The sequence below is a fragment of the Nocardioides carbamazepini genome (assembly GCF_024614185.1).
Taxonomy (GTDB): Bacteria; Actinomycetota; Actinomycetes; order Propionibacteriales; family Nocardioidaceae; genus Nocardioides; species Nocardioides carbamazepini.
Genome location: NZ_JAHTLF010000025.1, coordinates 311,517 through 331,897, shown reverse-complemented (window position 1 = coordinate 331,897; position 20,381 = coordinate 311,517). Strand labels below are relative to the sequence as shown.

Annotated in this window: 15 protein-coding genes; 5 read left to right on the top strand and 10 right to left on the bottom strand. The window is 69.4% G+C overall.

What is annotated here, in order from left to right; translation table 11 throughout:
* The first annotated feature begins 74 nt into the window (after positions 1 to 74).
* On the top strand, positions 75 to 2,051 hold the full coding sequence (locus KVF89_RS27610; RefSeq protein ID WP_257430346.1) for an alpha/beta fold hydrolase: 1,977 nt from the start codon (positions 75 to 77) through the stop codon (positions 2,049 to 2,051).
* Positions 2,052 to 2,166: 115 nt separating this feature from the next.
* Here KVF89_RS27610 and KVF89_RS27605 read toward each other — a convergent pair whose 3' ends face one another.
* The 7 genes from KVF89_RS27605 to KVF89_RS27575 form a co-directional block, all read right to left on the bottom strand.
* The gene (locus KVF89_RS27605; protein WP_257430345.1) at positions 2,167 to 3,909 is read right to left on the bottom strand and encodes a CocE/NonD family hydrolase; all 1,743 of its coding nucleotides are present in this window, start codon (positions 3,907 to 3,909) and stop codon (positions 2,167 to 2,169) included.
* A gap of 103 nt (positions 3,910 to 4,012) precedes the next feature.
* The gene (gene nikE, locus KVF89_RS27600; protein WP_257430344.1) at positions 4,013 to 5,680 is read right to left on the bottom strand and encodes a nickel ABC transporter ATP-binding protein NikE; all 1,668 of its coding nucleotides are present in this window, start codon (positions 5,678 to 5,680) and stop codon (positions 4,013 to 4,015) included.
* A 13-nt stretch (positions 5,681 to 5,693) separates the two neighbouring features.
* Complete coding sequence (locus KVF89_RS27595) at positions 5,694 to 6,479, bottom strand: ABC transporter permease (RefSeq protein WP_257430343.1); 786 nt, start codon at positions 6,477 to 6,479, stop codon at positions 5,694 to 5,696.
* Positions 6,480 to 6,559: 80 nt separating this feature from the next.
* Positions 6,560 to 7,513 carry an ABC transporter permease gene (locus KVF89_RS27590; protein ID WP_257430342.1) on the bottom strand — a complete coding sequence of 318 codons (954 nt, stop codon included), beginning with the start codon at positions 7,511 to 7,513 and terminating at the stop codon, positions 6,560 to 6,562.
* Positions 7,510 to 9,069 carry an ABC transporter substrate-binding protein gene (locus tag KVF89_RS27585; protein ID WP_257430864.1) on the bottom strand — a complete coding sequence of 520 codons (1,560 nt, stop codon included), beginning with the start codon at positions 9,067 to 9,069 and terminating at the stop codon, positions 7,510 to 7,512. Before KVF89_RS27585 ends, KVF89_RS27590 begins: the two co-directional genes overlap by 4 nt.
* A 19-nt stretch (positions 9,070 to 9,088) precedes the next feature.
* The gene (locus KVF89_RS27580; protein WP_257430341.1) at positions 9,089 to 11,101 is read right to left on the bottom strand and encodes a S9 family peptidase; all 2,013 of its coding nucleotides are present in this window, start codon (positions 11,099 to 11,101) and stop codon (positions 9,089 to 9,091) included.
* Between the two features lie 259 nt (positions 11,102 to 11,360).
* On the bottom strand, positions 11,361 to 12,944 hold the full coding sequence (locus KVF89_RS27575) for a tannase/feruloyl esterase family alpha/beta hydrolase (RefSeq protein ID WP_257430340.1): 1,584 nt from the start codon (positions 12,942 to 12,944) through the stop codon (positions 11,361 to 11,363).
* Positions 12,945 to 13,076: 132 nt separating this feature from the next.
* Here KVF89_RS27575 and KVF89_RS27570 point away from each other — a divergent pair, with 132 nt between their 5' ends.
* The 4 genes from KVF89_RS27570 to KVF89_RS27555 are packed head-to-tail and all read left to right on the top strand — an operon-like array spanning position 13,077 to position 17,625.
* Positions 13,077 to 14,684 carry a flavin-containing monooxygenase gene (locus KVF89_RS27570; protein WP_257430339.1) on the top strand — a complete coding sequence of 536 codons (1,608 nt, stop codon included), beginning with the start codon at positions 13,077 to 13,079 and terminating at the stop codon, positions 14,682 to 14,684.
* Between the two features lie 16 nt (positions 14,685 to 14,700).
* Positions 14,701 to 15,903 carry a CaiB/BaiF CoA transferase family protein gene (locus KVF89_RS27565; protein ID WP_257430338.1) on the top strand — a complete coding sequence of 401 codons (1,203 nt, stop codon included), beginning with the start codon at positions 14,701 to 14,703 and terminating at the stop codon, positions 15,901 to 15,903.
* The gene (locus tag KVF89_RS27560; protein WP_257430337.1) at positions 15,896 to 16,888 is read left to right on the top strand and encodes an alpha/beta hydrolase; all 993 of its coding nucleotides are present in this window, start codon (positions 15,896 to 15,898) and stop codon (positions 16,886 to 16,888) included. The genes KVF89_RS27565 and KVF89_RS27560 overlap by 8 nt, the downstream gene beginning before the upstream one ends.
* Positions 16,885 to 17,625 carry a FadR/GntR family transcriptional regulator gene (locus tag KVF89_RS27555; protein WP_257430336.1) on the top strand — a complete coding sequence of 247 codons (741 nt, stop codon included), beginning with the start codon at positions 16,885 to 16,887 and terminating at the stop codon, positions 17,623 to 17,625. Before KVF89_RS27560 ends, KVF89_RS27555 begins: the two co-directional genes overlap by 4 nt.
* 20 nt (positions 17,626 to 17,645) lie before the next feature.
* Here the strand turns inward: KVF89_RS27555 and KVF89_RS27550 are convergent, their stop codons facing one another.
* The 3 genes from KVF89_RS27550 to KVF89_RS27540 are packed head-to-tail and all read right to left on the bottom strand — an operon-like array spanning position 17,646 to position 20,369.
* Complete coding sequence (locus tag KVF89_RS27550; RefSeq protein ID WP_257430335.1) at positions 17,646 to 18,446, bottom strand: amidohydrolase family protein; 801 nt, start codon at positions 18,444 to 18,446, stop codon at positions 17,646 to 17,648.
* Positions 18,447 to 18,492: 46 nt separating this feature from the next.
* Positions 18,493 to 19,242: an SDR family NAD(P)-dependent oxidoreductase gene (locus KVF89_RS27545; protein ID WP_257430334.1), complete on the bottom strand. Its 750-nt coding sequence runs from the start codon at positions 19,240 to 19,242 to the stop codon at positions 18,493 to 18,495.
* Positions 19,242 to 20,369 (bottom strand): acyl-CoA dehydrogenase family protein, encoded by a 1,128-nt coding sequence (locus tag KVF89_RS27540; protein WP_257430333.1) that lies wholly within the window; start codon positions 20,367 to 20,369, stop codon positions 19,242 to 19,244. The genes KVF89_RS27545 and KVF89_RS27540 overlap by 1 nt, the downstream gene beginning before the upstream one ends.
* Between the last annotated feature and the right edge of the window lie 12 nt (positions 20,370 to 20,381).

Below are 20,381 nucleotides of genomic sequence, written 5' to 3'. Positions count from 1 at the left end.
TGGTCTGCTGACTTCGCCGCGGGCCACGCGAACGAGGAGGCTCACTCCTGGTCCGGCCGCGGCATCAGATCCCGTTGTCGGCGGCAGGCCTCGCGAGCGGCCTGGGCCGGGCATGCGGGACGCATCATCGCCCAGCCCGATCTGCTCCCGCCGAGCGCGAGGAGCGCATCTCGAGGAGGAACAAGGTGGAACCGAGAACTCGTCGTAGGCGGCGATGCCGCCAGGTTGTTCGCGGGGCGGCATCGGTGGGTGCAGCCGCAGTCATCGTCGCCGGCCTGCCCGTCGCGGGAAGCCAGGCCGGGGAGCCACGCGCCGCGAAGCCGAAGACCGTCGTGCCCGACACTGCCGCGCTCGCGGGGGCACTCGCCGACCAACAGCTCGAGTGGTCCGCGTGCGCTTTCGACGCCAGCGCGGACTGCACGACGGTGGTGGTGCCGCGTGACTGGCATGACCCGGACAACGGCCTCACCTGGAGCATCGCGGTCTCCCAGCTCAGCACCGTCGACATCGATGACCCCGCATATCGGGGAACGATCTTCGGCAACCCCGGCGGGCCGACCGTCCCTGGACTCGACATGAGCACGGTCCTTGCCGCGCGAAGTCCCCAGTTGCGGGGAAGCCACAACTTCGTCGGCTTCGACCCTCGCGGAGTGGGCCAGAGCAGCGTCGTGCCCTGCACCTACACGTACGATCCGGCCGACGGCCCCCACGCCGCTGCCCAGGCGAGGGGCGAGACCTGCTCTCAGGACCCCGACGTACGGACCATCACCACCGAGCAGACCGCCTACGACATGGACTTCATCCGGCATCTGCTCGGGGTACCCAAGCTCGACTACATCGGCTACTCGTACGGCACCTGGCTCGGGGATTGGTACGCACGGGTGTTCGGACCCGCCCATGGCGGCAAGTTCCTGCTCGACTCCGCGATCGACGCCACCAGGTCGACCCTCGAGGACAACTGGACCGTGCTTCAGCCGATCGCGTTCCAGCGTCAGTTCGAGGCGCGCATCATCCCTTGGATCGCTCGTCACGACGACACCTACGGTCTCGGGACGGACGCCGACGCGATCCTGCAGCGCTACGAAGACGCGGTCGCCGAGATCGGGTTGATCGCGTCCGGAGTGCAGTGGACGTTGTCCAACGCCTCCGGCTTCCTGGCGTTCTATGTCAACGCCTACTACCCCCATGCGGCCGCGAGCGTGCGGTCGGTGATCGAGATGGCCGAATCGGACCACCTGGCGGGACTGCACGGGGTTGAGCGAGTTCGGGCCTCCCTGATGCACCTTGCCAGCACCACGACCGTGCCCGAGCAACGCCGCCGAAGCGTGTCCACAGCACGCCTTCTGCCGAAGAAGGTCGACGGAGGGACACCCACGGGTCCCGTCACCGAGACCAACACCCTCGTCTACGACTACATCCTGTGCAACGACGGTCAGTGGACCCAAGGTCTCCGGTACTGGCAGAACCACGAGCGAAAGATGACAGCGAAGGCCCCGTTCCTCGCCGCCATCGGCGCGCTGGGCGCGCCAGCCTGTGGGTGGTGGGAGACCGACGTGCGGAAACCAGCCGCGCCGCGGGACTATCCCGAGACCGTCGTGGTGCAGAGTGAACTCGACTCCGCCACACCCTGGGAGGGCGGGTACCGGGCTGGCACGCGGCTTCCCAACACGTCGTTGATCGCCGTGGACAACGAGGGAAGCCATGCACTCTTTCCCTACGGCGTGCCGAAGCTCGACGATGCCGTCCTCTCGTTCTTCAAGACGAGCAGGCGTCCCCGGAGGATCACCATCGTGCAAGGACGTCCGCTCCCCCACGAGGACGTCACCTACGAGCACTGGGCCCCACTCAAGCCCAATGCCAGGCACGGCAGGCCCGTCACTCCGCCACTGCCGGTGGCCTCGGACAGAAGGACGAAGCTCCCGGTGACGCCGTGGACGAACGACCGGCACCTTGCTGCCGTGGCCGAGTCCCAGGCCGACGCGTGGTTCAGCGGCACTCTCGGTCGTCATCTCAGCCCGGCCGCGTTGCGAGCGCTGGGCCTGGGGGACTGACCGGCAACCAACTCCGCTCGTCGAGAAAGAGGCCAGGGCGGCCCCGGTGGGGCCGCCCTGGCCTCTGGCGTGCACAAGGGCGTTCAGCACGCAGACCGACGTCGCGTCACCGCCGTCACCGCCGGCGCTGGATCACCGGCAGCACGACGTGCGAGGCGAGCTGTGGCTGGTGATAGATCCGCTGGACCGCCGTGTGCGGCTCGCTCTCCTGGAACGGGTTCACCGCCCCGCCATTCATGTTGCGGTCGTACTGGGTGAACCATGAGCTGCCCACCTCGACCCGGATCCTGTGACCGGGCAGGAAGCGCACGCCGACCGCATCCATCGTGAACTCGAACGTCGTCGGCTCGCCCGGCGTGAGCAAGGTCGGCTCTTCGAACGACTCACGGAAGCGGGCACGCAGCGCCCCGTGACACAGGAAGCGGGCGCTGCCGTCGGGATGGACGTCCACGAGGCGTACATGCCAGTCGGTATCAGGCGCCGACGAGCTCGCCACCAGGTGACACCTCACCCAACCGACCACGTCGAGCGGCTCGGCGAGAGGCTCGGTCGTGTAACACAGCACCCCGTCGCGAGTCGTGGACGCGCGGTCGTCGACCGGTCCCTCCTCGAGCTGCCACGTCACCCGGACCGGGTCGGTGGGATCGTAGACGTACTCATCGGCCGGCTCGGCCGATGAAGGCGGCTCCGTCGACAGCCATCCGTCTCCGTTGAGCGTGTTGGCCCGGCCGCCCGAGTGGAGGTAGTACGCAATCTCCTCCGTGTCCGGCAGCGGCCAGTCCTCTTCTGCCCACCATTCGTTCGCGCCGACGACGAACACGTGCACGGGCAACTCGTCGTCGATCGAGTTCTCGACGCCTTTCAGGTAGCGATCGAAGAACCTGATGATGTAGCCGTCCAGGTCCACCACGGCGTCCTCGCCGAAGTCGACCCCCGACAGCACGCGCGTCTGATTGATGTGGTGCGGCCACGGACCGATGACGAGCTTCTGCCCCGCCCGGATCTCCGCCGTGGCGGCGTCACGTCGCATGGCCTCGAAATTGAGCGGCGCACCCGGGAAGTTCATGTCCCACCATCCGGTGACATTCAGGGCGGCTACCTTCATCGACCGGTAGTGGTCGTACTGTCCGCGCTTCCAGAAGTCGTCGAGCGTGGGATGCTCCAGCATCTCCCGCCACCACGAGTTGTTCACCCCGGCCCGCGAGCCCAGGGAGGAGACGGGAAGCGCTTCGAAGTAGTCTCGCTGCGCACTGAACAGCTCCTTCGCGAAGCTGGTGTCGTGCCACGACCGATGGCCCATGCCGACCATCCACTCCCCCATGCACATCCTCAGGGTGCCATTGAAGATCGGCTCGTTGCGCCACAGCGAGCTCGGCGGGGATACCAGGGGGACGATGGCCTTCAGATGAGGCGGGACTCGCGATGCGGCCTGCCACTGGACCTGCCCGTTGTAGGACCCACCCAACATCCCGACATTTCCGTCGCACCAGTCCTGCTGTGCGATCCACTCGATGGTGTCGAACCCGTCGTCGTGCTCGTTGAGGTAGGGAAAGAACTCACCGTCCGAGTTGAACCGACCACGGCAATCGCTGAAGGCAACGATGTAGCCCGCCTGGGCCAGTCGCCGACATTGCGCCATGCTGGCCGTTCGCATCATTGTCTTGTCGTAGGGAGTGCGGGTGAGAATCACCGGCAGCGGGTCCTTGATGTCCGGGCGGACCAGATCGAGGGCAAGCTCGACTCCATCACGCATGGGCACCCGGTAGTTCTGCTCGACGATGGGCTCGCCGGCAGGGCCCGAGTCCCTGCGCGACGCAGGTCGCCTGCCCACGGGGAATTCCGCTGCCGAGCCGGTCACGAACAGCTCCGAAGGACGTGAGGTGACGTCGATGTGCGCATAGCGAAGAGGTTCCTTCCAGCCATATTCCCAAGAGCGAGATGGAGCGGGGACGGGTACCGCGTCACCGGCCGCCCAGCCATGCCGGCTCGCCGGTCGGCACAGCGGCCAACAGGCTCCGCGTGTGGTCGTGCTGCGCGTTGTCCAGCACCTCGGCCGTGGTCCCCGCCTCGACCACCTTGCCGCGATAGAGAACCACCAGGTCGTCGGTCACCTTGCGGGCGACGGCGAGGTCGTGCGTGATGAACAGCAGCGTCACGCCTCGTGCCTGCACGGCTTCGAGCACGTCCAGCACTTGAGCCCGCACGGATACATCGAGCGCGGACAGCGCCTCGTCGCAGATCAACAGACGCGGCTTCATCGCCAGGGAACGTGCGATCGCCACCCGCTGCCGCTGGCCTCCGGACAGCGCGACCGGCCGACGCCCTGCGAACGTGGCCGGCAGGCCGACCTGATCGAGGAGCTCGAGGACCTCCTGTTCCTCCTCCTCGCGACTCAGCTCATCTGTCTCACGGTGTCTGATCGCCTCCGTCAGGATGAAGGAGATCGAGTGAGCCGGGTTCAGCGTCGAGTAGGGGTCCTGGAACACGCATTGCACGGCTCCCCGAGCCTGTCGCAGCTCAGCCTTGGCCAGCGAGCCGTAGCGGCCGAGCTCCAGGCCATCGAGGCGGATGGAACCCGATGTGGGGGTCTCCAGCCCGAGGATGCAGCGAGCCAGTGTCGACTTCCCGGAGCCGGACTCTCCGACCAGTCCCAGACTGCGCCCTTCGGTGACCGTGATGCTCACGTCCGCCAGCGCCGAGGCACCCTGGGCAGCGGCTCTGCGCAGGCGCCGCGGCCGAGGGAAGTCCTTGCTCAGGTTCCTGACTTCGAGCAGCGGTGGCGCGTCGACGGACCGAGCGGCCGGCTCGCGACGTGCGTCGCTGAACGAAAGGTCCGCTGCCAGGAGCCTCGTGGTGTACGGATCGCGGGCCGAGGACCGCAGGGTGGCCGGATCGGCCACCTCGACGATCCTTCCTGCCTTCATCACCATGATCCGCTCACAGAGCGAGAACGCGACCGCGAGATCGTGCGTGATCAGCAGCAACCCCATCTCGCGCTCGCGCTGGACGCGGCGCAGCAGCCGCAGCACCTCGCGTTGGGTCGTGGTGTCCAGGGCCGCCGTCGGCTCGTCGGCGATCAGGAGCTCGGGGTCCTTGGCGAGCGCGGTCGCGAGGGCGATGCGCTGACGCATTCCGCCGGAGAGCTCGAACGGGTACTTGTCGGGCACCGCCGGGTCGACGACGCCCACCTCCTCGAGGCGGCGGGCGATGTCGGCGTCCAGGGCCGACCGATCCAGGCTCGCCCCCTCCGTCGTCGAGCGCAGGGTCTCCGCAAGGTGCGTCCCCGCCGTCGTGAGCGGGTTCAGCATGGTGAAGGGGTCCTGCATCAGCAGCCCCAGATGCTGGCCCCGCAAACTCATCATCTGTCGCTCGCCGTGTGCCGACACCTCGTTGCCATCGAAGCGAACGCGCCCACGCGCAGCGAGGCCACGCGGCAGGAGTGCCATGAGCGCGCGAGCGGTCAAGGACTTTCCACTGCCGGACTCCCCGACGAGCGCGACGCTCTCGCCCCGCTCGACATGGAATCCGATGCCGTCGACGAGGAGCCGACCGGAACCGACGTGGGTGACGGTCAGTCCTTCGACATCAAGGAGTCGGTCCGCGCGCTGCCTCGGGTCCACGTCGGGCATGCTCTGTGCACTCTCAATCATTGGAGGTTCGCGCCTTCTCGAATCGCTCGTAGAGCCAGTCCCCGAGCACGGTCACCGCGGTCGCTGTGACCATCAGCATCAGCGCCGGTGCCAGCACCGCCCACGGGTTCAGCTCGAGGAGACCGCGATTCTCCGCGAGCATGCGACCCCAGTCGGGTGACCCCGGCGGCACACCGAGGCCGAGGAACGACAACGCGGACAACGCGACCAACGCGCCGACGAACTCCAGCAGGAAGCTCGTGACCACCGTGGGGAGGACATTGGGTGCCACATGGACGAAGATCAGCCGACGATTGCTGACTCCCACGGTCCGCGCCGCTTCGACGTACGGCAGGCCGCGTTGGGCGAGCACGGCCGCCCGCAGGATCCGCGTCGTTCCGGGCGTCGCCAGGAGGACGAGCACACCGACCGCAGCCCAGTAGCCGCCGCTGAACAGACCGATCAAGACGATGATGACCAGGAGAGCCGGCATGGCATAGACGAGGTCGACGATGCGCATGATCACGGCCTCGAGCCGTCCGCCGTGGAAGCCGGCCAGCAGGCCCAGCAGCAATCCGATGATCGTGACGCCGATCGCTGCGACGATCGGGCCGACCACGGCACTGCGCGTGCCCGTCAGGATCCGCGAGAAGATGTCTCTACCGAGATCATCGGTGCCCAGCCAGTGTTCGGACGAGGGCCCCGCAGCGGGTGACAGCAGGTTCTGGTGGTCGGGGTCTTGCGGCGCCAGCCAACCACCGAGCACCGCAAGGACCACGACGACGCCGGTCACCGCCACGCACACGGGCACCAAAACACCCCATCGGGCGCTCCGCGACCCGACGGCGGAGGCGTCATGCTCCGGAGCCTCGGGGGGCATCATCCGAGCACGCCCTTGCGAACACGCGGGTCCAACGCAAGATGGCCGAGGTCCGCCAGGAGGTTGGCCGACAGCATGAACAGCGCGATCACCAACGCCAGCATCTGCACGACGAGCACATCCTTGGTCGATACGGACTCGATCATCAGCGTGCCTATCCCCGGAACAGCGAAAACCTGCTCGACCAACACGGTTCCCGTGAGGAAGTAGCCCACGACCAACCCGGCCGTGGTGACGACGGGCAGCGAACTGTTCCGCAAGGCGTACCGTCCGAGCACCACGCGACGTGGCAGACCCCGAGCGCGAGCGAAGGTCGTGAAGTCCTGGTGGTAGACCTTCAAGGCGGAAGCCCTGGTCTGCCGCGCCAAGATCGCCATCGGTGCCAGCGCCAAGGCGACCGCGGGAAGCGTGAGATGCCAGGCACGATCCACGAGACCGCCCCCCGTGCCGTAGTTGGGGAACCAGTCGAGTGCCACTCCGAAGGCGTACAGCAACAGGAAGCCCACGACGAACGACGGAGCACTGACGCAGATGGTTGTCGCCACGGTGATCGCCCGATCGGTCAGGGTTCCCGACCGGATTCCCGCAACCAAGCCGGCGGGGATGCCGACGACCCCAGCGATCAGAGCAGCATAGGCCGCAAGGAACAACGTGACGGGCATCCGCTCGGACAGCATCGTCGAGATGTCCTGGCCGGACCGGACCGACTCGCCCAGGTCCAGCCGGACCGCGCTCGACAACCAGTGGACGTACTGCGATCCCACCGATTCGTCGAGGTGATAGCGCTCCCTGATCGCCGCCAGGGTCTCCGGCGAGCTCGGCCGCGTCCCCAACAGCACCTGCTCCGCGCTGCCTGGTGTCACATAGAGGATGCCGAACACCAGGATGGAGACGATCAGCAGGGTCAACGCGATCCCGGCGAGCCGGCCGCCCAGCCAGAGGGCGAGCCTCACTTCCTCACCTGGACACGATTGGCCCATTCGTCGAGCAGCGGCGTCCAATAGCTGAAGTCCCCCGCATACCGGAGGTCCTTGCCCAGCGCGAGCGTGGAGTCGAGGAAGAAGAGCGGCACATAGGGCACCTCTTCCGCTGCGATCTTCGCGATCTGATGCATCGCGTCGACCCGGGTGCCCGTGTCCGCGCTTCTCTCCTGCGCCAGCAGGTCCTCGAGCTCGGGGGAGGTGAAGTTCGCGACATTGAACGCATTGGGGACCGCGTTCTCCTTGCCGAGCAGGAGGCGTGCGACTCCAGGATCGGGATAGTCGGCCGCGACGGCGAGGATCTGCGCACCGAGGTCCTGGTGTGCGTAGATGTAGCCGATCCACTCGCTGGCGGGGACCTCCTTCGGAGTGAGCGTGATGCCCACCTCCTTGAGACTCGCGGCCATGACCTGCAGCGGCTTGCCGACACTCGCCCGCCCCGAGGGATACGTCACGGTGAACGAGATTCCGTCCGGGTGCGCCGACTGGGCCAGCTCCGCCCGTGCCTTGTCCAGGTCGTACTCGTAGGCCCTCACGCCGTCGAACGTCGTCTCGAAGTCCTCCACGTCAGGTCCGAGGAAGCTCCACAGGGACGGATCGATGATCGACTGCGAGACCCTGCCGTGCCCGCCGAACACCGTCGCGACGATCGACTCACGGTCGATCGCATGAGCCACGGCACGTCTGAGGTGCACGTCGTTCCACGGTGGGGCGGTGGTGTCCATCGACAGAACCGTCGAGATGGGGGCGTCCACGTAGTGAACCGAGGTGTCGCTGAGCGTGTCCCAGTTGCGGGAGGAGGTCAGAGGAACGTTGAACGTGCCATCGACCTCGCCGCCGTCGACGGCCAGGTGGAGCGTATCCGCGTCCGGGATGACGTCGAATCTGATCGCCTCCCAGGTCGGGGGCTCGCCCCAGTACTCGTCATTGCGCGTCACTTCAACGCCGTCAGCAGAGAACGTGGTTGCCTGGTAGGGCCCGGTCCCCATGGTGAGCGTCTTGCTGTCGCCGAGATCCTCGGCGTGCTCCTCGGCGAAGCTCTTCTTGACGGTGTGCGAGAAGAGAGCAACCAGGTACTTGAACTCCGGCACCGCCGTCTTCAGTGTGAACGTCACTTCCAGCTCGCCCGTCGCGGTGACCGATGCGATGTCCTTCACATAGGTCCCATACTCAGACGCCACAGCAGGGTCGCGATGGCGCTCGATCGAGAAGACGACGTCCTCGGCGGTGAGGGGCGAGCCGTCCCAGAAGGTCACGTCGTCACGGAGCGTGTAGACGTAGGTCACCGCGTCGGTCTGGCGCCAGGACGATGCGAGCTTGGGTTCGAGTTGTCCTTGGGGGTCGACGACGACCAGCGGCTCCAGCAGTTCGTTGATCACGTTCACCGAGGTGCCGTCGAACGCGTGAGCGGTGTCGAGACTGCGGGGTGCGCTCGATATCGCCCACCTGAGGGTGGAGTCTCGGGAGGACGCGCCACCCTCCGAGCCACACGCGGTGAGGCCGAGTCCGACGCCGAGAACGAGCACCATCAGGATGCGGCGGTACATCTCATCCCTCCTCAGGAGAGCTCTGAGCGGGCATATGACGCTCGAACCAGTCGACGACTCGAGTGCCGAAATCGATGACGGCAGGAAATGTCCTGATCCCGTGGCCTTCTCCTGGGTACGAGACACAGACTGAGGTCACACCGGCGCTCAGCAGGGCGTTGTGGAACTCCGTCGCCTGCGTCGGTGGCGTGCATCGGTCTTCGAGCCCGGTGATCTGAAGAACCGGAGCCCGGACTCCGTCGGCGAACATCACCGGGCTCCGGTCGTGGTAGAGGCCACCGGCCGCGTGCGGGTCGGCGTTGAGGAAGATCTGGTCGAAGTACGGGATGTTGGATGTGTGGTGCTGGGAGTACCAGTTGGTGACCGGCGCGACGGGCACCGCTGCCGCGAACCGCTCCGGGGCCTGCGTGACGAGCCACGAGGACATGAAGCCGCCGTAGCTGCCGCCGAAGACACCGACGCGCTCGGGATCGACCAGCCCACGATCGACCAGGTGGTCGATCCCACTGAGGAAGTCGTGGGTATCCGCCCCGCCCATGTCCCCGAAGACCGCTTCGGCGAACTCCTGGCCACGACCACCACTTCCCCGCGGGTTCGGATGAAGCACCGCGTACCCACGGCTCACGAGGAGCGGCGTGAGTGCACCGCCGATGGCCCAGCTGTTGCGGTAGGCCCACACGGGGCCGCCATGGATGTTCACCAGGAGCGGGTGGGGACCTGGACCGTCGGGCGTGCAGAGGATGCCCTGGATCTCCCAACCGTCGCCGGCCAGCCAGGTGACGGGCTCGGCGGACCCAGCGACCTCGACGCGGCGATCGGCTCCACGATGGCGCAGACTCGCGACGACCTGCGTCTTCCCGTCACGCAGCCACGCCAGCTCGGGATAGACGTCGTAGCCGTGGTGGACGACAGCCGCCGACCCGTCTTCGCGGAAGGACGCCGACGGGTATCTCGAGCCGATGGTCGTGTCGCTCGACCATAGTTCGGCCGTCCGTCCGCTTGCGGTGTCATGCACTCCGACGACCGAGTCCAAGCCCCGCACGCCCACGAAGGCGAGGCGGACGTCGTCGAGCCACTGCAGGTGGGTGACATCCACGCCGAGCGTGTCCACCGAGGAGGGGCCGTCCTCGCCGAGGAGCACGACGTCGCCGGCGACCACCCACCGGTCGGAGCAGACAGCGCGGACCACGCCGACCCGGTCGCCCGATGGGCTCGCAGCGGGCCATCCCAGCTGACGGTCGGTGCTGTAGAGCTTCTCCAGATGGCCGGTGGACAGGTCGAGGCGCTGGAGTTCAGCCGTGTACCAGGCACCTTCGTCGGGGGTAGGGCTCGCGACGACGAGAAGGGCGTCCGGACCGCACCAGACTGCCTCCCACACGTTGAGGCGCTCCGGCGATACCCGCTCGACACTGGCCTGCTCGATGTCGTAGACCCAGGCGCTACGCCACTGGTCGTCGGCTGCCCCCGCATCGACGTGCGGCAGCCAGTCCGCATCCGCCTCCGGAGCTGCCGCGCCCTGGGCGATGCCACCCGAGCCCTCGCCTCCGGACTTGTCGGCGCCCAGGCCGGCTACGCCGAGCAGGATCCGATCACCACCCGGAGACCAGTGCAGGTACTCCACCGTGCCGTCGACAGGCGGCGTCTGCCACAGCTTCCCGCTCGTCACATCGAGGAGCTCCAACTGCTGCACGGCCGCGACGGCTCGGTCCGAGGTGAAGGCGATCACTCGCCCGTCCGGGGAGAACCGGGGGTGTCTCTCGTCGGCGTCGTTGTCGGTGAGCAACCGCGCTCCATCGGGGTCTGCGACGCACAGCCGGGTCCGCGTCCGCCCCTCGAGCGCCGTGAGCACCTCCCCGGCGAAGGCGATCGCCTCCCCGTCCGGGGATGCCGACGGAGAGTCGGCATTGCTGATCTCACCGAATGCCGGAGCATGCACCGACGCGAAGAAGTGCTCGACTCGGGCGAAGTCCTCGGTGCCGCGAATGTCCTGGGCGGTCGGATCTGGAAGCGACATCCAGGTTCCTTTCACTAGTTCGTGCAGGGTGACCCACGCAACAAACTCTCCAAGGCGGCACCGGCCGATACAACTGACAGCCGTCGAGGGCAGTGATCCGGTGCAACGACAGATGTCGGAGACATCAACGGCGGGCAGGCGCGTTGAATCCGCCGCCCGGGCGGGCCCGTCGATGGGCTCGCCAGCCGGCAGCGGATGGATGCGGTGATGTGCGGCCGAGCCGTCCGGGACCGGCAGCCGGTCCCGGACGGCGGCCGGCTCAGGCGTCCGCGCAGGCGAACGAAGCGGCGAGGTCCGGGTCTCCGCCCCGGTAGACCTGCACCTGCGGATAGGGGCACAGCCCGCGGTCCCGGGTCCCTCCGTCCGGTGCCGGCCCGCTGGCCGGCAGTGTCTCGGGCGCCTCGCCGTCCTCGACCCAGCGCACCAGCGCCTCGAACGGGTCCACGGGCTGCGGACCCGCACCGCCACGGCAGTGGTCGACCCCCGGGGCGAGGAAGAGCCGGAGGAAGTCGTCCGTGGCGGCACCGGACAGCGTGCGCACCTCCTCGTAGTAGTGGATCGACTGGTCGGCGGGGAACAGTCCGTCGGCCAGGCCGTGCCACATCAGCACCTTGCCGCCCGTCTCGGCGAAGGTGTCGAGCGCGGGGTCGGCGGTGGCGAGCAGCTCCAGACGTCCCTGCAGGCGCGCCCGAACGGTCGTCACCAGGTCCCGCGTCGAGACCTGGCGCCAGTCGTAGGAGAGGTCCGCGAACGCGAAGTTCTGCAGGGCGAAGCTCGGCGGGACGCGCACGACTCCGCCGGTCAGGTCGACGCCGGGCGTGTGGCCGTACCAGACGGCTCGCCCGTCCGGCTCGTGCGGCCCCCGGAAGATCTCCACCGCGGCGGCCACGTCGGCCTTCTTCACCTTCCCGCACGGGAGCTTGGCGCCGACCACGGAGTCGAGCGCGGCACGGTAGTCGCACCGCTCGGGCCGGCTGATCAGACCGTCGCCGAGTCCGTCGCCGCCGTCGCACGCGGCGAGCACGGCGTCCCGCATCGCGGCGAGCTTGCAGGCCGGGAGGAGCCCGCCCAGCCGCTCGTTCTGCACGACGGCGGGCCAGGACATCGTCATGTTGAGCCGGTCCGCGCCGTAGAGCGCAGGCGCGGCGGCCAGCACACCGTCGAAGAGGTCGGGGAAGCGCTGAGCCATGGCCATGCCCTGCCGCCCGCCGTTGGAGCAGCCGTTCCAGTAGGAGTACGCCGCCGGCTCGCCGTAGTACCTCGCGACGGCCGCCTGCGCCAGTACGGTCGCGTCGCGGACCCCGCGATAGGTCCAGTTCTCGAAGAGCTGCCAGTCGAAGTCCTCCTCGGGTGTCAGGAAGATGTTCGGCTGACGCGCGTCGGGCACGCCGGAGTCGCTCGCGACGACGGCGTAGCCGTCCGCCAGCGCGGGCGCCATGGCACCCGGGCCGTTCGTGGCGCGGGTCCCACCGCCGCCGACGGCCTGGAGGCGGCCGTTCCAGGCGTCGGGCAGCCAGAGCCACACGTGGGCCTGGTCGGGGCCGAACCCGCCCTCGACGCCGTGGGTGAGAGTGAGCTGCACCTCGCAGAAGGGCAGGTCCGGAGCTGCCGAGTCCAGGGGTGGCGTCAGCCGCGTCGCACCGCTGCTGTTGGCGACGGCGTCGACTCCGGTGACCTCCGCACCGACCACCTCGAGGCCGGAGAGCCGGGCGGCCGCGCAGGGCTCCGCGGCCGGGGGCTCGGCCGGGGGCTCGGCGCCGGCCAGCAGTGGCACGGCCGCGAGGCCGGTGGCCGCCAGGACGAGAGCGATCGGCCCGAGGGCGAGCCGTGCGGTTCTATTCATAGGGATGGTTACTACCATAATTCTAGATCTGGGGTAACCTCCGTCACAGATCAGGGGCGCCGGCCCGCACCTTGTGACACCACTCACCGCAATGCTAATATTCATGAGCATTGATTAGGGAGAGGACCCACCTTGCGCGCCACACCCCCAGCCGAGCTCGACGTCCTGGTCGTCGGCGCCGGCTTCTCCGGCCTCTACAGCCTCCACCGCCTGCGCACCCTCGGGCGCACGGTGCACGTCATCGAGGCCGACGACGACCTCGGCGGCGTCTGGTACCGCAACCGCTACCCGGGCGCCCGCTGCGACATCGAGAGCGTCGACTACTGCTACTCGTTCGACGACCGCATCGTCCAGGAGTGGACCTGGACCGAGCGCTACCCGGCCCAGCCGGAGATCCTGCGCTACATCAACTTCGTCGCCGACCGGCTCGACCTGCGCCCCGGCATCACCTTCGACACCCGGGTGACCGAGCTGCACTGGGACCAGGACGCCGCCCACTGGCGCGTGGCCACCGACCGCGGTGACACCCTGGTCGCCCGCCACGTGATCATGGCCAGCGGCCAGCTGTCCAAGCCGCAGCTGCCGGCCATCGAGGGCATCGCCGGCTTCGCGGGCGTCCTCGCCCACACCGGCGACTGGCCCCGCAGCGGCGTGGAGCTCAGCGGGAAGCGGGTCGGGGTCATCGGGACCGGCTCGTCCGGCGTCCAGACGGTCCCCCAGATCGCCCGGCAGGCCGCCCACCTCTCGGTGTTCCAGCGCACCGCCCACTACGCCATCCCCGCGCGCAACCACGGCCTCGACCCGGCCTACGTCGCCGACCTGAAGTCGCGCTTCCAGGAGTACCGCGAGATCGCGCGCCACCATCCCGGAGGAACCCACCGCCGCATCGGCACGGAGTCGGCGCACGACGTCGACCCGGCCGCGCTCGAGGAGACCTTCCGCGGCCACTGGGACAAGGGCGGTCCCGACATCCTCGCGGCGTACCGGGACTTCCGGACCGACGAGCGGGCCGCGGAGAAGGCGGGCGACTTCGTCAAGGAGCGCATCCGCGAGATCGTGCACGACCCGGAGACGGCCGAGAGGCTGTGCCCGAAGGGCTATCCCTTCGGCTCGAAGCGGCTGGTCCTGGAGATCGACTACTACACGACCTTCAACCGGGAGAACGTCTCGCTGGTCGACGTCGCCGCCGATCCGATCGTCCGGGTCGAGGGCGACGAGGTCGTCCTCGCCAGCGGCGTGCGGCACGAGCTCGACGTCCTCGTCCTCGCCACCGGCTTCGACGCGCTCACCGGGCCGCTGTTCGCGATCGACATCCGTGGCATCGGCGGCGCCACCCTCCCCGAGGCCTGGGCCGACGGCCCGCGGACCTTCCTCGGCATCGGCACCCACGGCTTCCCGAACCTCTACGTGGTCGCCGGTGCCGGCAGCCCCTCGGTGATCAGCAACGTGCTGATCTCCATCGAGCAGCACGTCGAGTGGATCACCGACTTCATCCAGTACCAGTACAAGAACGGCATCACGACCGCCGAGGTGAGCGTCGAGGCGCAGGACCGCTGGACGCAGGAGGTGTACGACGTCGCGGCGCCCACGCTCTTCATGAAGGGCAACTCGTGGTACCTCGGCGCCAACGTCCCGGGCAAGCCCCGGGTGTTCGCGCTCTACCTCGGCGGCGTCGGGCACTACCGCGACATCTGCGACCAGGTCGCCGCCGACGACTACACCGGGTTCACCCTCAGCTGACCGAAGGACGACGACGATGACGACGACCCACGGGCCCCTCCACGGAGTACGGGTGATCGAGGCCGGCTCCATGTACGCCGCCCCGACCGCCGGCCGGATGCTGCGCGACTTCGGTGCCGAGGTGATCAAGATCGAGGACCCGACGCACGGCGACTTCGCCCGCCAGTGGCAACCGGCCCACGACGGCACCGCGATCGGCTTCGCGCGTCTCAACAGCGGCAAGCGATCGGTCGGGATCGACATGCGCCGCCCGGAGGGTCGCGACCTGCTCCAGCGCCTCGTGGCCGAGGCGGACGTGCTGATCGAGAACTTCCGGCCGGGCCGGATGGAGGCATGGGGCCTGTCGTACGACGCCCTGCACGCCGTCAACCCGGGCCTCGTCATGACCCGGGTCAGCGGGTTCGGCCAGACCGGGCCGTACCGCGAGCGCCCGGGCTTCGGCACGGTCGCGGAGACCGCGAGCGGCTACGCCTTCCTCAACGGCTGGCCGCACACGCCGCCGACCGCGCCCCCGTTCGGCTTCGCCGACTCCATCGCCGGCATCTCCGCGGCCTACGGGACCGCGATGGCGCTCTTCGACCGGGGCCGCACCGGCGAGGGCAGCGAGGTCGACGTCGCGCTCTACGAGCCACTGATGTTCATCCTCGGCGACGCCGTCCTCAACTACACGGCGTCGGGCGAGATCATGCAGCGCCACGGGAACGCGTCCGGCGCCGCGTCACCGCGCGGGATCTACCAGGCCGGCGACGGCGGCTGGCTCTCGATCGCCGGCTCGAACCAGGCGATCGCGATGCGGCTGTTCGAGGCCATGGACCGCATCGACCTGCAGACGGACGAGCGCTACGCCACCAACGTCGCCCGGATGGCCAACAACGAGTCGCTGCAGCAGATCGTCGTCGAGTGGGTCGGGCAGCGCCCCCGCGACGAGGTGCTCGCCATCCTCGACAAGTACGAGGTGGTGGCCGCCGCCGTCAACGACTCCAGCGACATCGTCGCCGATCCGCACTTCGCCCAGCGCACCCTCACCGCTCTCACCGGCAGCCCCCTCGGTCCGGACGCGCTGGTCCCCGGCCCGATCCTCCACCTGCGCTCCTACGACGGGCCGTCCTACGACGGCGTCCCGGCCGTCGGCGAGCACACCACCCAGGTGCTGACCGATCTCGGTCTGTCGGCCGACGAGCTGGCGGAGCTCCGCGTCGCCGGGGTGGTCGGTGGCTGACCTGGAGCCGGGCCTCGCGGCACTCCGGGACGCCGCGGCGGGCAACGTGCCCATGGTCGACCTCACCCCCGCCGAGGCCCGCCAGCGTGTCGTCGCGGGCAACCGGCTGTGTGTCGACGGACCGGCAGGTCCGGTGACCGACCTGCCCCCGGGCGACGGTCGCCCGGTCCCGGTCCGCATCTACGAGCCGCCCGGCACGCCGTCCGGGACCCTCGTCTACGCGCACGGCGGCGGCTGGGTGACCGGCGACCTCGACTACGCCGACGAGCTGTGCCGCTTCGTGGCCCGCGACGCGGGCGTGCGGGTGGTGAGCGTGGACTACCGCCTCGCGCCCGAGCACCCGTTCCCTGCCGCCCTGGACGACCTCGCCGCCGCATGGACGTGGGCGGCGTCGGCGTACGACGGCCCGCTCGGCCTGGGCGGGGACAGCGCGGGCGGCAACCTGGCCGCGGCGCTCGCCCTGCGCGCGACGAGCGCCCCCTCCTTCCTCCTCCTCGTCTACCCCGTCCTCGACCTGCCCGACAGCACGCCGTCGTACCGCACGCGGGCCACCGCGTTCCCCATCGGCGCGGCCGACATGCGCTGGTTCTTCACCCACTACGTCTCCGGGCATGCGCGGCCGGAGCCGACACCGGACCTCGCGCCGCTCCGCGCCGAGCACGTCGGCGACCTGCCGCCGACCCACCTCGTCCTCGCCGGTCACGACCCGCTCCACGACGAGGGTGCCTCCTTCGCCGCCGCACTCGACGGCGCCGGCGTCCAGGTGACGGTGGACCGGCACGCCGACCTGTGCCACGGCTTCCTGCGTTTCACGGCTGCGTCGGCAGGCGCGCGGGCGGCGCGCTCCGAGATCGTCGCGGCCGTGCGGCGGCTCGCCGTCGCGGCAGCGGTTCCGCGACGAGGCTCCCAATCCCTGACTATGATTCAGCCCTACCCGCCGAGCTCCGGCACGCCGGCCACGGCGACCACAGAGGTGAACCCATGACCACGGCTCCGATGCGTCCCCAGAAGACGGCGATGCTGCTCGCGCAGCGCATCGTCGGCGACATCAACCGGCGGGGCAACACCGTCGGCGACCGCCTGCCGCCCGAGCGGATCATGCTCGAGGAGTACGAGGTCGGGCGCGGGACGCTGCGGGAGTCGCTGCGCTTCCTCGAGCTCCAGGGGGTCATCTCGCTCAAGCCGGGCCCCGGCGGGGGTCCCGTCGTGCAGCACCCGGACTCCACCAGCCTGGCCACCTCGCTGACCCTGCTGCTGCAGTTCGCCAACGCGCCGTTCCGCACCATCGCCGAGGCACGGGGCGGCCTCGAGCCGATGATGGCCCAGCTCGCGGCCGAGCGGATGTCGGAGGAGCAGCTCGCCGGCCTGAAGCTCAGTGTGGACACGATGCACGCACACCTCGACGACCAGTCGGTGTTCCTGGAGGAGAACAAGCGCTTCCACGACGTCATCGCGCACGGCTCGGGCAACGCGATGTTCGGCTACCTGGTCGACGCGCTGCTGGGCATCCTCGACGGCTCCGCCATCGGCATCGACTACCCCGAGGTACGCCGGGCAGCGGTCCACAAGGCCCACCTGAGCATCTACGAGGCCATCGCCGAGCGGGATCCGGCCCGGTCCGCGGAGGCGATGGCCGACCACGTCCAGCAGTACCTGAAGTACGCCGAGCGGAAGTTCCCCGACGTGCTCGCCGCCCCCATCGTGTGGGGCAACGGCGCCTGAGGACCTCCGCGCACGTGTCCTCAGGCCCAGGGCGAGTCGAGCCCCAGCACCCGGGCGAGCGTGCCGCCGAGGACCTTCTTCGTCTCGTCGTCGCTCAGCCCGAGCCCGTCGATCGCGCGGATCTCCTCCGCCGGACTGGTCATCGGCCAGTCGGAGCCGAAGACGATGCGCTCGGCGCCGTGCTTGCGGATCAGGTCGCGGACCCGCTCGGGACGCAGCGTGGCGAGGCTGGGCGGCCAGCTGGTCTCGAGCACGACGTCGGCGCCGGCGAGCATCTCCTCGGCGTCGTCGAGGATCTTGTAGCCACCGAAGTGGCAGGCCATCAGCCGTAGTCCGGGGAACCGGGCCGCGATGTCGCGGATCATCGCGGGGCTGGACAGCCGGTTGGCCTCGGGCGAGCCGCCCTCGCCGACGTGGGTGATGACGGCGAACTCCTCCCCCATCGCCTCGAAGATCTCCCAGAGCCGTCGGTCGTCGAGGGCGAACCCCTGGAACAGCGGGTGGATCTTCACGGCGCGGATGCCGTGGCGCCTCAGGCTGGCGAGGTTCTCCTCGACCGACAGGCCGACGTGGACGGTCCCGAAGCCGAAGCGGGCGTCGGACGTCAGGCCGGCGACGAACCGGTTCACGGAGTCGACGTGCCGGGCCTCGTTGGCGATGCCCAGGCAGCAGCTGATCTCCACTCCGCTGGCGGCCATGTCGGCCGTCAGTCCGCCGACCGTGCCGTCGCCCCGGGCGCGCAGATCAGGCAGGCGGTTGGCCGACAGGGCGATCTCGGCGATCCGGTCGGGCCAGACGTGGGCGTGGGCGTCGATGATCACGCGGGATGCCTTTCGAGGAGGACGTGCGGGAGCTCAGAACGTGTTCTCAGAGCTTGCCGGACTCGCCACCGTCGACCACGAAGGTCGCTCCGGTGGTGAACGACGACAGCGGGGAGACGAGCAGGCAGGCCAGCGGCACCAGCTCGGAGGGGTCCGCCATCCGGCCGGCGGGGATCTTCGCGATCCGCTTGGCGTGCAGCTCCGGCGACTCGGTCACCGCCTTCTGCGCGTCGGTGACGAACGCTCCGGGGGCGATGCAGTTGACCTGCACGTTCTTGGCCGCCCACTCGGCGGCGAGCGCCTCGGTGAAGCGGACCACGGCCCCCTTGGAGGTGGAGTACGGCACGAGGTAGGGCTTGCCCCGCAGTCCGGTCGTGGAGGCGATGTTGACGATGCGGCCGCCGCCCTGCTCGATCATGTGGACTCCGGCCGCCTGCGCGAGGAGCATCGGCGCGACCACGTTGACGGCGAGCGCGTCCGTCCAGACCGCGGGGTCCTGCGTGGCGAACTTGCCGGCCGGGGCGATCCCGGCGTTGTTGACGAGGCCGTCGACCCGGCCGTGCCGCCCGATCACCTCGGGCACGATCGCCCGCACCGAGGACTCGTCACGCATGTCGGCCGCGATGGTCGAGATCCGGCCCTCCCCCTGCGCGGCGACCTCCGCGAGGCTGTCCTCGGAGCGCGCCGTGGCGACGACGTACGCTCCTTCCCTCGCCAGGGCGATCGCCATCGCCGCGCCGAGACCGCGGCTCGCGCCGGTGACGAGGACGACCGTGCCGGTGAGCCGGAGATCCATCAGCGGGCACCCTTCGCCAGGCGCCGGGCCAGCGAGTCGAGCAGCACCTCGGTCGCGCCCTCGTAGACGCGCAGCGGCCGCGCGTTGCGGTAGAGCCGTTCGATCTTCGAACCACGGACCAGGCCGAAGCGACCCATCGTCTGCACCGAACGGTCGACGACGGCCGCGGCCGCCTCGGTGGCATGCACCTTGGCCATCGACGAGTAGTCGAGGTGGCCCAGCGGATCGCTCTTGGCCAGGGCCGCCGCCCGGTAGACGAAGGCGCGCGCGGCCTCGACGTCGGTCCAGGACTGGGCGAGCTTCTGCGCGACGGCACCGAGCTCGATGAGCGGCTTGCCGAACTGCTCACGGGCCAGCGCGTGCGCCTTCGCCTCGTCGAGAGCCGCCTGGGCCAGGCCCACGCCGGACGCGGCCACGGTGACGCGGAAGACGGCGAGGGTCTGGAGCATCAGGGAGAACGCCTTGCCAGGCACGCCCAGGCGGTTGCCGGACGGCACCCGGACGTCGGTGAAGGTGAGCTCGCCGAGGATGTGGGGCGAGATGAGGTCCGCGCCGCGCTCGATGCTCAGGCCGGCGCTGCCGGCGGGCACGAGCACCATCGACCAGCCCTCGCCCTCGCGCACCAGGGTGCAGTAGAAGTCGGCCGCGCCGCCGTTGGTGATGAACGACTTCCTGCCGTTGACGACGAGCTCGTCACCGTCGACCACCATCGTGGTGGAGACCGCGCGCAGGTCCGAGCCGACGTCGGGCTCGGTCAGCGCCAGGCCCGCGATGGCCTCGAGCGAGGCGACCCTCGGCAGCCACTGCGCCCTGAGCTCGTCCGAGCCGCCGACCGACAGCGAGTAGCTGCCGACGCCCTGCATCCCGAACATCGAGTCCAGGTGGGCGGAGGAGTACATCAGCGCCTCGCGGACCACCGCGATGGTGAGCGGGTCGAGCACCTCGCTCACGCCGCCGTACTGCGCCGGGACGACGTGGCGGGCGAGCCCGCTCTCGGCGAGCAGCGCGCGCACCTTCGGGTGCACCTCGACGTACTCGTCCGCCTCGTCGGCGAACGGCTCGACGGCGGCAGCCAGCGCGCGTGCCGCGGCCTGGATCTCCCGGTGCTCCGGGGTCAGGTCGAACATGGGTCCATCCTC

Coding starts and splice junctions, on each gene's coding strand:
- nikE (WP_257430344.1), bottom strand. CDS start 5,680: ATGCCCGACGTGGACCCGAGGCAGCGCGCGGACCGACTCCTTGATGTC.
- KVF89_RS27585 (WP_257430864.1), bottom strand. CDS start 9,069: ATGGTGCTCGTTCTCGGCGTCGGACTCGGCCTCACCGCGTGTGGCTCG.
- KVF89_RS27580 (WP_257430341.1), bottom strand. CDS start 11,101: ATGTCGCTTCCAGATCCGACCGCCCAGGACATTCGCGGCACCGAGGAC.
- KVF89_RS27575 (WP_257430340.1), bottom strand. CDS start 12,944: ATGAATAGAACCGCACGGCTCGCCCTCGGGCCGATCGCTCTCGTCCTG.
- KVF89_RS27565 (WP_257430338.1), top strand. CDS start 14,701: ATGACGACGACCCACGGGCCCCTCCACGGAGTACGGGTGATCGAGGCC.
- KVF89_RS27555 (WP_257430336.1), top strand. CDS start 16,885: ATGACCACGGCTCCGATGCGTCCCCAGAAGACGGCGATGCTGCTCGCG.
- KVF89_RS27545 (WP_257430334.1), bottom strand. CDS start 19,242: ATGGATCTCCGGCTCACCGGCACGGTCGTCCTCGTCACCGGCGCGAGC.
- KVF89_RS27540 (WP_257430333.1), bottom strand. CDS start 20,369: ATGTTCGACCTGACCCCGGAGCACCGGGAGATCCAGGCCGCGGCACGC.